A 12,912-nucleotide genomic window follows, 5' to 3' on the forward strand; every position below is an offset into this window, starting at 1 on the left:
CTGAAATTTATAATAGATGGAATATATTATATGGGTACATGTTGAGTTTAATACAACCAATTGGAGGACAATTTTATATGATTCAATATAAAAGATGTAGTGAGGTGAATATTGATTTAGTATATGAAGCTTTTAAAGATGGATTTTCCGATTATATTATTAAGATGGAGGTTTCAAAAGAGGATTTTATACAACGTTTTTTGGGACCAGAAGGTAATTTGCTAGAACATTCTTTTCTTGCTTTAGACGGTGACAAATCTGTTGGCGTAATACTAGGTGGTATAAAGGATTATGAAAGTATAAAGACTATGCGCTGCGGAACATTGGCGGTTCATCCTAATTATCGCGGTATTGGTGTGAGTCGAAAATTATTTGAACTGCATAAAGAAGAGGCGATTCAACATGGATGTAAGCAACTTTTTCTCGAAGTCATTGTAGGAAACGACCGAGCGATTCATTTTTATAATAAGTTGGGCTATGAAAAAGTGTACGATCTTTCTTATTATAATTTAAATGATTTGACTAAAATAATGAATAAAGTTTGTAAGGATATTGAAGTAAAACAATTAGAATTTCCAACTTTTAAAGATGAAATTCAGAAATGGTTAAACTTCCATATAAATTGGCAAAATGATATTGATTATATCGAACAAACAAATAATATATTTTATGGTGCATATGTCGATAATGAGTTAAAAGGCTCTCTATGTGTAAATGAACAAGGTAAAATTAGTTTTATTTTCGTAGACAAAGATTATAGAAATATTGGTGTTGGGATGACATTATTACAAGTAGCAAGAGAAGAATTACATTTATCAAGTTTATCAATTGGGTTTCCTAACAATAATTTACTGGATGGTTTTTTAAAGAAATGTGGATTTGAAAAGAATTCTTTAGCACAATATGAAATGTATTTATTACTCTAAAAGCGGAAGGGATTTATTCTTTTCGCTTTTTATTTTTTCTGTTAAGTTGGTAAATTCTTCTCAAATATAATTTGTAATGAGAGGAATTTGTTTATCCTTAAGTTATCTTTTTAATTGTCAATTTTATGCTAATAATTTTCTTTGTATAATATTCTAATTTTATGTAGAATAGATACGATGGGAGGGGATGAAATGAATAATGGATTAAAGTTTAAGATTTTTGAATTGCATTGTCTTGTTCAAAAGACTTATTCTGATATTAAAATAGCGTGTGATATTGCTATTTATCAAGAAAACACTTCTAAATATTTAATTTCATTAGGATTTTTAAATAAATCATATATGACTTATATAGAAGCAAAAAGATTCTATCGCGAAAATGAAGAGCTTGTAAGTGTAGAATTTGATAATTTCTTTGATATGTATGATAAATTAGAAAACGAATTAAAACAAGTTATTTCAACTGAAGATAAAAATCCTTCATTGCTACATAGCAGACTTGATCAGTTTCATCAGAAAGTTGAAAATATAAATGACCTAATAAAAGTATTGCAAAATGCTCGTTAATGAATGCTTTTTTCTTTTTTGTATAGAAATTATGTATTAAAAACATTTTAGGGATATTACATATTAAAGAGGTGGCTTTTGTTGATTACAAAAGTCATCTTTTTATGTTAGGAATAGATTGTATACATTTTAGCAGTTTCATATAAATAATAGGAATTTATACGAGGTAAATATCATGGGAAATAAAAAAGAAATAGCTATAGTTGCATTAACAACAGGATTCGTTTTAACAAGTGTAACACCATATGGAGTAGGTCATGCAGAGGAACCTGTTCAAATGCAAGTTGAAATTCAAGAGGATTCGTTCCGTACAGGTGATCTTACACAACCATCAAAAAAAGCGCCAGAGAATGTAGTGAAAGATGCACTTAAGGAAAATACGGAGCATGCTTTGTCTCCAAAACAAGTTAGTGCAGAAACAGGAGTAGATTACAAGGTTCTTCAAAAACGTGGTTCTTATGATGGAACTACACTTGTGCGCATGCAACAAATATATGAAGGAAAAGAAGTGTATGGCCACCAGTTGACTGCTCACGTAGATAAAAAAGGTATTATTAAAAGCATTTCAGGAGCTAGTGCACAAAATTTAACACAAGAAGATTTAAAGAAACCTATTAATTTATCAAAAGAAGAAGCGAAACAATATATTTATAAAAAGTACGGAAATGAGACTAAATTCATTTCTGAACCAGAAGTTAAGACGGTTATTTTTGTTGATGAAAATCATGGGCAGGCTAGCAATGCATATCAAGTTACATTTGCTGCTACAACACCAAATTATGTATCTGGAACTTATTTAGTGAATGCTCATAATGGTGAAATGTTAAAAGATATGGTACAAGAATCAAGTTTGAAAATAAGTGAAGAGTATGTTCAATCCGTTAAGGAAAATAAAACTAGCAATTTCACATCATTAACTGGAACAGGAAAAGATGATTTAGGCGTAACTCGTACATTTGGTATTTCTAAACAGACCAGTGGGAATTATGCGCTTGCTGATTACACAAGAGGACAAGGAATTGAGACATATGATGTAAATTATAGAGATATTACAAATGAAGAAAGTTATTATCCTGGTATACTAACAACTAGCGTTTCAACAACATTTAATGATCCAAAGGCGGTAAGCGCTCATTTCTTAGCAACAAAGGTATATGATTTTTATAAAGAAAAATATAAGCGTAATAGTTTTGATAATAAAGGGAAAAAAGTAGTTTCAGTTGTACATGCATGGGATTCCGGAGGAACAAATGATCCTGAAAATTGGGAGAATGCATTTAGTACTAATATTAATAACATTAGTATGCTTTTATATGGAGATCCTATGGTAAAAGCGTTCGACATAGCGGGTCATGAATTTACACATGCGGTTACATCTAGCGAATCTAACCTTGAATTTTCAGGAGAATCTGGGGCGATTAACGAGGCATTATCTGATATTATGGGAACGGCTATAGAGAAATACATAAATAATGGAGAATTTAACTGGACAATAGGAGAACAAACGGGATCGACTTTTCGTAATATGAAAAATCCAACTGCAATTAATTTTTCAGAAGGACTACCGTATCCTGATGATTATAGTAAATATAATGATTTAAATGGAGAGGATTATGGAGGCGTTCATTTTAACTCAAGTATTATTAATAAAGTTGCGTATTTAATTGCACAAGGTGGTACTCATAACGGTATAAATGTAAATGGTATTGGTGAAGATAGAATGTTTGATATTTTCTATTATGCAAATACTGATGAATTAAACATGACTTCTGATTTCTCTGAATTGAGATTGGCATGTCTTACAGTTGCAACTAATAAATATGGAACGAACTCAATTGAAGTTCAATCAGTCCAAAATGCTTTTGATGCGGCAAAAATTACAGGAACAGTGAAAGAAAACGAAAAAACAGTAGAAAACCAAGCGCCAGAGTTAACTGTACCGAGTACCATTACACTACGTGTAGGAGATACGTTTGATCCAATGAGAAATGTAAAAGCTGTTGATAAGGAAGATGGTGATTTAACAAATAAAGTAAAGCATAAAGGCGATGTAGATACTTCAAAATCAGGTACATACATTATGGAATACATGGTTGTTGATTCTCAAGGGCGGAATGCAACGGCAACACAGACTGTAATTGTAGAGAAAAATGGAGAAACATCAGATTTAGAACCTAAATTAACAGTGCCTGTTGGAGCGACAATTCATGTAGGAGATTCATTTGTTCCAATGGCAGAAGTATTAGCTATCGATAAAGAAGACGGTGATCTCACTTCTAAAATCAAAGTTGATGGTGAAGTAGATACATCTAAAGCTGGTACTTACGTATTAACGTACACGGTTACAGATTCTAAAGGTCATGAAGTAACGGCGGAGCAAACTGTAACGGTCAAAGTTAGAGAAGAAGTTAAAAATGATAAACCAATACTAAAAGTACCTGCTACAACTTCAATTACTGAGGGTGATCAATTTGATCCGTTAGTAGGAGTATCAGCTACTGACAAAGAAGACGGTGACCTTACTTCTAAAGTAGCGTATGAAGGAACTATAGATATAACTAAAGCTGGTACTTATGAAATAATATATAGTGTAAGAGATTCCGTGGGTAATGAGGTAAATACAATACAAAAAGTGTTAGTGAAAGATAAAGAAACTAGCAAACCTAATGGTCTTGCTAATAAGACAAACAACAGTAATACCGATAAAAAAGAATATACATATAAGGAGCTTCCAAAGACGGGTGTAAGTACAACTAACAGTGCAGCAATCGGCATATTGATGATTCTTACAGGTACAGTACTCATTTTGGTTCGCAAATTTAGAAAGATACAAAAATAATAGTAGGGATTATTCGTTTGAAGAAAAGAGTTCATTATCCAGAAGAAATAAAGTAGAAAGTAAGTAAAAAGAAATATGGATTTTTTACTTAATAAGATTTTAGTAGTTAAGCGGTACATTTGGATTTTGTAAAAATTTACAGTTGGATGCCATTTTGTCTACAGAACTATATTACATATAAAACACGTTACTATTCTCATTAAAATAAAAGAATAGTAACGTGTTTTTTGATTTGAAAATAGCATAAATCCTATAGCTCATGAATATAGGAGTACTTCTAATTTGCCATTGATAAGTTACTGAAAATACTTTGTTTTAATGGAAGTGTCACTCTAAATGACAACATGAGATTTTCGGTATTTACCAGGTGTTTCGTTGGTGAATTTTTTAAAAATTTTAGTGAAATAGCTTTGATCGCTAAAATTAAGCGAAGCGCATATGTCTGATAAAGGATAGGTGGTGAAAGTTAATAATTTCTTTGCTTCTTCGACTCGTTCACGTTGAATGTACTCAATTAATGAAATACCGACCTCTTTTTTAAATAATATAGATAAATAATCTGAATTCACATTTGCAAATTTAGCAAGTTGTTTAACAGATATTGGATTGTAAATATTTTTAAAAATATAGTTTTTGCAGATAGCAATAGTCTGTGAATGTTGCTGTGTTTTTTGTGCCTTTACACGGTCTGCAAAGGTACAAAAAGCATTTTTTAACAAATCCCAAACAGATTCTTTGTCTTTTAAATCTTCTGTTCTTTGAATATGTAAATCATAAATTTTGTAAGCAATCCCAGATGGAAGTCCCCCTTTTATCGCATATCTAGTAGCGAGCGTGATGGATGAAATACAAATGTTTTTATGACGTCTTAATTGATGGAATGAAGATAAAGATGAAAGAGTCTCTTGTTGGAATTCGTAATAATATTTGAGTACGGTTTCTTTATCCCCGTTTTCTATAGAACCAAGTAATTGCTGCTCTATATATAAATTATGATAAATGGATTCGTCTTTTTGCATTGAAATATATACATCTTCGTTTAAGATTCTGCTATGACTTATATGAAGTGAATCACTGTTATTTGAAAAGGTGCTTACATCTGAATTTTTTTTATAGAGAATGTTATAGAACAATATTGCTATATTTACAAAGAAATTTTGATCTTTGACTGACAATGAAAAATAATGGTCTCTTGTTCTTTTATAATTTGGAATGAAATTAAGGTTACTATCCGTTTTACTTGTAGAAAAATTTACATGTGCCAAGGGCCCAATAATAACAGTACCGTTCACCATATAATCGCTCTTTATGTGAATTAAAATGAAGTGCCCTAGATGTTCGTGAGTTCTGAAGATGGGTGAATTATATGTATCATTTCTCTGAAAAAGCACATGTAACTGTTCTATTTTTGATGTATACAACGAATGTGAATCATTTTTTGATGTGAATTCTAAAAGAATATTTTTGTTACAATCTAAAAAACAAACTGGAATTTCAAAAGATTGGAAAAACATATTGCAAATGTACTCTATCTCAACTAGACTGAGCTTTTTAGTCATATTCTTCCTCCTTACAGTTATGCGTAATAGTTAAATAAACATATATTCCTTTTTTCATAAGTAGAAACGGAAAATCTTTATTAATAAAAAATATAAATAAAAGTTATAAACTTCTAAGAATAATACCATAATTTAACATGAATAGCACATATTATTTGAATATACAGGTAATAGTTTTGGGCAGTAGCGTAAAATATGAATCGTCACACTTATTTGTTGGTTATTACTTATATGTATTAAAAATGATTAAGGTTGGATTTTAAATAGGGATAGGAAGTGAGAAATTAATAGATTGACAGTAAGTGACTAGTCGAAATTAGCAGTGAAAGCTATTATGTAACAAATGTAATGATTTTTGAAGTAGAGATATAAGTGTAATTTAGGGGAGAAAATTACATATATCATGTGGAGAGACAACGTAATAATAGAAGATAAGAAAAGTGAATAAGTGATTGTAAACAATGGATTGTTGGACGACTATGTTTTATGTTATTCGTTTAAATCTGATACTTGGCACACTATTGCTTTTAAGAAGGTAATAGTAATAAAGAGATTTTTAAAATGATAGAAGTAGTAAAGGGGATAAGAGAAATGAAAAAAATATTTAGTGTGCTTTTAGTGTTATTCTTAACATTTTCTACATGGTCTAGTGTATTAGTAAAGGCAGATTCACCATCTAAAGGTACTTTAACGATTCATAAGTATGAACAAGAAAAAGATGGAGCGCAGGGACTAGAAGGTGACGGTTCTGCAAATCAAGAGGTGCCAAAAGATGCGAAACCATTAAAAGGTGTAACGTTTGAAGTAAAAAAGGTTGCCTCGTTTGAAAAAATTTCAAACGATGGGAAAATCGTAAAAGAAGATGTGAAACCTGTAATGGGAGCAACTCCAACGCAAGTAGTAACAGATGATAACGGACAAGCTGTATTAAAAGATCTTCCGCTAGGACGTTATGAGGTGAAAGAAGTGGCAGGACCTCCACATGTTAATCTAAATCCCAATACGTATACAGTGGATATCCCATTAACGAATAAAGAGGGTAAGGTGCTAAACTATGATGTTCACATGTATCCTAAAAATGAGGTTAAACGTGGTGCAGTGGATTTAATAAAAACTGGTGTAAATGAAAAAGCATTAGCAGGTGCAGTATTCTCTTTATTTAAAAAAGACGGTACAGAAGTGAAAAAAGAGTTAGTAACAGATGCTAATGGTCATATTCGCGTGCAAGGATTGGTGTATGGAGAATACTATTTCCAAGAAACAAAAGCTCCGAAAGGCTATGTAATAGATCCAACTAAACGTGAGTTTTTTGTTAAGAACTCCGGAACAATTAATGAAGATGGAACTATTACTTCTGGTACAGTAGTTAAATTAGAAGTGAAAAACTATGAAGAACCAATAATTGATAAAAAGATTAACGGAAAATTGGAAGCGTTACCAATCAATCCGTTAACTAATTATAATTATGATATTAAAACATTAATTCCAGAAGACATTAAGGAATACAAAAAATATGTGGTAACAGATACTTTGGATAATCGTTTAGTGATTCAAGGAAAGCCAATTGTGAAAATTGATGGAGCAGAAGTAAATGCAAGCATTGTAGAGGTAGCTATAGAAGGTCAAAAAGTAACAGCTACAGTAAAAGATTTCACAAAATTAGATGGTAAAAAAGAATTTCATTTGCAAATTAAATCTCAAGTAAAAGAAGGAGTACCATCTGGTTCGGAAATTTTAAATACAGCAAAAATTGATTTTACAAATAAAAATGATGTAATTGGAGAAAAGGAATCTAAACCTGTAGTTGTTGTTCCGACAACTGGAATAATTGAGTTAACAAAAATTGATGGTGCTAATAAGAATAAATTAAAAGGTGCAGAGTTTGTACTTAAAGATAAAAATGGAAAAATAGTTGTTGTAGCAGGAAAAGAAGTAACAGGTGTATCAGATGAAAATGGTGTTATTAAATGGTCTAACATTCCATATGGAGACTATCAAATTTTTGAAACGAAAGCACCAACATATACAAAAGAAGATGGTACAAAAGCTTCTTATCAATTATTAAAAGATCCCATTGATGTAAAGATTAGCGAAAATAATCAAACGGTTAAATTAACGATTGAAAATAATAAAAGTGGATGGGTTCTTCCGGTAACGGGTGGCATAGGAACGACTCTTTTTACTGTAATAGGCCTTACGTTAATGGTTACAGCGGCATTTGTTTTCTTTAGAAAAAAGTTTGCTAATAATTAAGATTTTAGGAACATGTAACTATGGGAAAAGGGGAGAAGCAAAATGCTTCCCTCTTTTCGATATTTAAGCATATACAGAGGTGGAAATATGAAACGAAATCTTGTTTTGGGAGGTATTTTTTTATTTGGATTAGGTGTTTTTTTATATCCTACTATTAGTAATTGGTTGGCGACTCGTGCACATTATTCTGAGATTAGCTCTTACGATAAGAAGATCAAAGCGCTACAAAAGAAAGAAGTCGAACGTAGGGAAAAAGAAGCAGCCGAATATAATAAACAAGTTCACACTTCCACGAAAACATTTACTGATCCATTTTCTGAAAAAAAAAGTAATCATCAAGCATATGCTGATGCGTTAAATTTAGGAGATGTAATGGGGTATATTGAAATATCGAAAATTAATATAAAACTGCCAATCTATCAAGGGACATCTGAGGAAGTATTGAGCCGCGGGATAGGTCATTTAGATTTTTCTTCGCTCCCGATAGGTGGAGAAAATACGCACACTATTTTAACAGGGCATCGTGGTTTACCATCAGCAAAATTATTTACAGATTTAGATAAGTTGAGCGAAGGAGATCTCTTTTATATTCATTCTTTAGACAAAGTTCTTGCTTATAAAGTAGATCAAATTAAAGTAGTGTTACCACACGAAACGGACGATCTACAAATTGTAGAAAATAAAGATTATACAACTTTAATTACGTGTACGCCTTATGGAGTAAACACCAATAGATTGCTAGTTCGAGGTGTGCGTGTGGAGTTAAACGAGAAAGAAAAACAAAAAGTGAGTACAGAGATATTTATATTTAATAAGTGGACTGTAATAGTTCCAATCCTATTGTTATGTGTGTTTCTAGTCGTAATTTATAAGAAAAGGTTAACTCGATAGAATGTATTTATTTATCCTGCATTAATGGACATTGGGATCGGAAATTCAGAGATAAGTAAAGAAGGTATATAGGGAATGAAGTAAATCCTCATTGATAAACATGTCATTTTATTCGACTATAGAAAAAATACGGTAAAGGTGGGAACAAAGGAATTGAGGCTACGATTAAAGCTGGTAAGTATTCATTTTATTGTTTTGTTAATGTTAAGTGTAAGTTTTGTCGTATATGTACCACAAGAAGCATATGGATCCACGACAAACTTAGAAGGTCTAGGTGATATATCGCGTTATAATGCAGTTGTCTTTGGTAACCATAAAGCAATAGGTGGCGACATTGAAGGAGCAATTGCAGTTCAAGGTGATATGGATGCATCGGGGTATACAATTGTAGGTGCTGCAGCGGGAACATCTAATATAGTAGGTGAAAAATGGGTTGATGAGGGATATCCGTCCTTGTTATTGTCTGGAAAATTTAAGAAATCAAGAGAAGAATCTTTTATCATTCAAAACGGAATAGTCGTAATGACAAAAGAGAGTGATCCAGATCGCATCATACAATCTTCTTATGATCATATCGTTTATAAAGAAAAACTAGAAATTGACGCGAAATTTAATGAATTTCGCAATATAGTGAACCAAGTCAGTAAAAATGCTGGTCAATATAAAACGAATACCCCAATTCCAAATATGAGTTATGGAATCGGAAAAGATATAAACAATTCTAATATTTATGTTTCATCAGAATTGACAGGGAAAAACAATTTAGATATAAGAGATGTATTTTTACCGAGTGCTAAGGACAAAGATTTTATTGTTATGTATTCGGATGCAACAGAGGTTACATTTAAAAATGGGTCTATACTATATGACACGAACAATATTGGAAGGGCTACAGATATAGTTCCTACATCACAACCATATTCTCCTAATTCCCCGTTTACTGAGCTATATGGGAAAGTGATTTGGGTTTTTCCAAATGCGAAAAAAATTACAACAGAGGGATATGGTGTCGTTGGGAGTGTGTTTGCCCCCAATGCTGTATTAGAAACAAAAGGCGGTTCGATTAATGGACAAGCATTTGTCGGTGCGGTACAACAAACTGGTGGATTTGAATTTCACAATTTCAAATTTAACTGGCAACATTGGAACAAGCCTAGTACTGGAAAAGTAAAAATAAAAAAGGTTGATAGTAATAATGATAATAAAAAATTGGTGGGAGCAAAGTTTCATATAGAAGATTCAAATAAAAAAGTAGTTGGAGAACTAGTAACAAATGAAGAAGGAGAAGCGATATCAAAAGACTTACCAAAAGGAAACTATACCCTTGTAGAAATAGAAGCGCCAAAAGACTATGAATTATTAAAAGATAAAATAGCTGTAAAAGTAGAAAAAGATGCAGTAGTAGAAATTAAAATAGGAAATAAGAAATTGCCAGATCCAATGGGAAAAATGAAGTTAGTGAAAGTAGACATAAGTGATAAAAATAAAAAGCTAGCAGGGGCAAAGTTTCATATAGAAGATTCAAAAGGAAAAATAGTTGGAGAACTAGTAACAAATGAAGAAGGAGAAGTAATATCAAAAGACTTACCAATAGGAAACTATACCTTAGTGGAAGTAGAAGCACCTAAAGGTTACGAATTATTAAAAGAAAAAATAACTGTAAAAATAGAAAAAGATGCAGTAGTAGAAATTAAAATAGGAAATAAGAAATTGCCAGATCCAATGGGGAAAATAAAGCTTGTGAAAGTAGACATAAGTGATAAAAATAAAAAACTAGCAAGGGCAAAGTTTCATATAGAAGATTCAAAAGGAAAAATAGTTGGAGAACTAGTAACAAATGAAGAAGGAGAAGTCGTATCAAAAGACTTACCAATAGGAAACTATACCTTAGTGGAAGTAGAAGCACCTAAAGGTTACGAATTATTAAAAGAAAAAATAACTGTAAAAGTAGAAAAAGATGCAGTAGTAGAAATTAAAATAGGAAATAAGAAATTACCAGATCCGACTGGACAATTTGAAATTGAGAAAGTTGATGATAAGGATATCAATTTAAAACTACAAGGCGCTATATTTCAAGTCTTAGATAAAGAGGGTAAAGAAGTGGCTAGATTAACAACGGATGAAAAAGGAAAGGTGATTTCCAATCAATTAGTACTTGGAAAATATACGATAAAAGAAATAAAAGCGCCAAACGGATACATGTTACTTAGAGATCCAATAGAAATAGAAATTACAGAAGCAGTAAAGACACAAAAAATAACAGTGAAAAATGCGAAGAATAATTGGGTAATTCCTAATACTGGTGGGAGCGGAACAACAATTTTTTACGTAATTGGTATTATGCTAATGTTTGGTGTGCTATATTTCTGTAAGAAAAATCGTATATCATGAACTAATTTTATAAAGTTAGACAGATTGTTACATTAGAGAGCTTATAGGACATGAGTTCGGTATTGTACTGGACTCATGTTACAAAATTTTGAAGGAGGAAGGATAATAGTAAACATAGAATATATTAATGAATTAAAATATTTAAGAGGTGAAAATGGTGGCAATAAAACAAGAGGAAATTAAAGTAGTTGTCGGAGCTGGAGTGTTTAATAATAATCCAGGCTGGATTCAAACGCAAGAAGGTGAACTTAACTTACTAGATAAAGCTACGTGGGAAGGAAGATTTGAATACAATTCTATTTCAGCTATTTTAGCTGAGCATGTATGGGAACACCTTACTTTTGAAGAAGGTGTAAGAGCAGCTGAAATTTGTTATGAATTTTTAAAACCATCTGGTCATATTCGGTGCGGAGTCCCTGATGCATTCTTTCAGGATGAGGCATATCAAAATATAGTTCAAATAGGGGGCCCCGGTCCGAAAGATCATCCAGCAGCAAGTCATAAAATCGTTCATAATTATATAACATTAACGAAAATGTTTGAAACTGCTGGATTCGAGGTAGTTTTACTTGAATATTGTGATGAAAATGGTCGGTTTTATTACAACGAATGGGATGCAAACGACGGTGTTATTTTCCGTTCGAAAAGGTATGATTCTAGAAATAAAGGCGATAAACTTGGTTTTCCATCGCTAATTGTCGATGCGATTAAGCGTTAATCATTCCACAAAAACAGGAGTTAATCCTATGATTTCATAAGTCGCAAATGCGGCTTTTTTTATTTGTACGTAAATCTATATTTAATTTTCAATATTATATAACTCGATTTAGAAAATATTTAAGTTTTTCTCAGCACCATTCACTTTAAATTAACACTTCGTTGTTATAAATATTTATTTTATATTTATATTCGTGTAAAATGAAGTGAGAACATACATTCTATATAAGGAGGCAATCAAAATGATAGCTGAAATTGGGAAACTAACTGATGGATATATTGTAAAATTTGAACGCGAATTTCCATATACGGTAGAGGAAGTTTGGTCTGTATTAACAGAAAACAGTAAGCTGAAAAAATGGATGTCCAATTTACAGATTGAAAGCCTTAAAACTGGTGGAATAATAAAGTTCGACATGATGGACGGTTCATTCATAAACATTGATATTTTAGAATGTCAACTAAACTCAGTACTTGAATTTACTTGGGATAAAGACCGTGTCCGATTTGAAATACATAAAGAGGAGAATGGTACTTTGTTACTTCTTAAAGAGTACATTCATGAATTAACAGATCATACACCGAGAGATATAGCTGGTTGGCATATTTGTTTAAATCTTTTTTCTTACGTTTTAAAAGGAGAAGAGAAAGAATTTTCTAAAGATGAATGGCAACAATGGTTTGAAATATACAAGGATAAGATTCATGAAGTGAGAGGATAATTGCATAATAGGTAATATTCATTATGTAATTATTATATTTTAAAAAT

General features: G+C 31.6%; 9 protein-coding genes. 8 read left to right on the forward strand and 1 reads right to left on the reverse strand.

All coding sequences use genetic code 11. The features are described 5' to 3' along the window. Nucleotides 1-77: 77 nt before the first annotated feature. The 3 genes from AC241_RS12500 to AC241_RS12510 all read left to right on the forward strand — a co-directional run bounded on the left by AC241_RS12500 (nt 78) and on the right by AC241_RS12510 (nt 4,332). Entirely contained in the window at nt 78-926 is an 849-nt protein-coding gene (locus AC241_RS12500) for a GNAT family N-acetyltransferase (RefSeq protein ID WP_050843659.1), read from the forward strand. A 192-nt stretch (nt 927-1,118) separates the two neighbouring features. After that, nucleotides 1,119-1,493 (forward strand): hypothetical protein, encoded by a 375-nt coding sequence (locus AC241_RS12505; protein ID WP_016081548.1) that lies wholly within the window; start codon nt 1,119-1,121, stop codon nt 1,491-1,493. A 175-nt stretch (nt 1,494-1,668) separates the two neighbouring features. Then, nucleotides 1,669-4,332 carry a M4 family metallopeptidase gene (locus tag AC241_RS12510; protein WP_050843661.1) on the forward strand — a complete coding sequence of 888 codons (2,664 nt, stop codon included), beginning with the start codon at nt 1,669-1,671 and terminating at the stop codon, nt 4,330-4,332. A gap of 332 nt (nt 4,333-4,664) precedes the next feature. On the opposite strand, the gene AC241_RS12515 is transcribed toward AC241_RS12510, so the two are convergent. Beyond that, nucleotides 4,665-5,891: an AraC family transcriptional regulator gene (locus AC241_RS12515; protein ID WP_016081546.1), complete on the reverse strand. Its 1,227-nt coding sequence runs from the start codon at nt 5,889-5,891 to the stop codon at nt 4,665-4,667. 591 nt (nt 5,892-6,482) lie between these two features. Here AC241_RS12515 and AC241_RS12520 point away from each other — a divergent pair. From AC241_RS12520 to AC241_RS12540, 5 genes are all read left to right on the forward strand, one after another. Beyond that, nucleotides 6,483-8,144 (forward strand): SpaA isopeptide-forming pilin-related protein, encoded by a 1,662-nt coding sequence (locus AC241_RS12520; protein WP_080990887.1) that lies wholly within the window; start codon nt 6,483-6,485, stop codon nt 8,142-8,144. An 87-nt stretch (nt 8,145-8,231) separates the two neighbouring features. Further along, complete coding sequence (locus AC241_RS12525; RefSeq protein WP_075719284.1) at nt 8,232-9,035, forward strand: class C sortase; 804 nt, start codon at nt 8,232-8,234, stop codon at nt 9,033-9,035. Between the two features lie 153 nt (nt 9,036-9,188). Next, nucleotides 9,189-11,426 carry an MSCRAMM family protein gene (locus AC241_RS12530; RefSeq protein ID WP_050843665.1) on the forward strand — a complete coding sequence of 746 codons (2,238 nt, stop codon included), beginning with the start codon at nt 9,189-9,191 and terminating at the stop codon, nt 11,424-11,426. A gap of 157 nt (nt 11,427-11,583) precedes the next feature. Further along, nucleotides 11,584-12,144 carry a class I SAM-dependent methyltransferase gene (locus AC241_RS12535; RefSeq protein WP_048564656.1) on the forward strand — a complete coding sequence of 187 codons (561 nt, stop codon included), beginning with the start codon at nt 11,584-11,586 and terminating at the stop codon, nt 12,142-12,144. A 241-nt stretch (nt 12,145-12,385) separates the two neighbouring features. Continuing rightward, complete coding sequence (locus tag AC241_RS12540) at nt 12,386-12,865, forward strand: SRPBCC family protein (protein WP_050843667.1); 480 nt, start codon at nt 12,386-12,388, stop codon at nt 12,863-12,865. The last annotated feature ends 47 nt before the right edge of the window (nt 12,866-12,912 follow it).

The organism is Bacillus thuringiensis, from assembly GCF_001182785.1.
GTDB classification, from domain to species: domain Bacteria; phylum Bacillota; class Bacilli; order Bacillales; family Bacillaceae_G; genus Bacillus_A; species Bacillus_A thuringiensis_S.

Bases quoted from the DNA above. Each gene is read 5' to 3' on its own strand.
- AC241_RS12500 (WP_050843659.1), top strand. From the start codon at position 78: ATGATTCAATATAAAAGATGTAGTGAGGTGAATATTGATTTAGTATAT.
- AC241_RS12505 (WP_016081548.1), top strand. From the start codon at position 1,119: ATGAATAATGGATTAAAGTTTAAGATTTTTGAATTGCATTGTCTTGTT.
- AC241_RS12510 (WP_050843661.1), top strand. From the start codon at position 1,669: ATGGGAAATAAAAAAGAAATAGCTATAGTTGCATTAACAACAGGATTC.
- AC241_RS12515 (WP_016081546.1), bottom strand. From the start codon at position 5,891: ATGACTAAAAAGCTCAGTCTAGTTGAGATAGAGTACATTTGCAATATG.
- AC241_RS12520 (WP_080990887.1), top strand. From the start codon at position 6,483: ATGAAAAAAATATTTAGTGTGCTTTTAGTGTTATTCTTAACATTTTCT.
- AC241_RS12525 (WP_075719284.1), top strand. From the start codon at position 8,232: ATGAAACGAAATCTTGTTTTGGGAGGTATTTTTTTATTTGGATTAGGT.
- AC241_RS12540 (WP_050843667.1), top strand. From the start codon at position 12,386: ATGATAGCTGAAATTGGGAAACTAACTGATGGATATATTGTAAAATTT.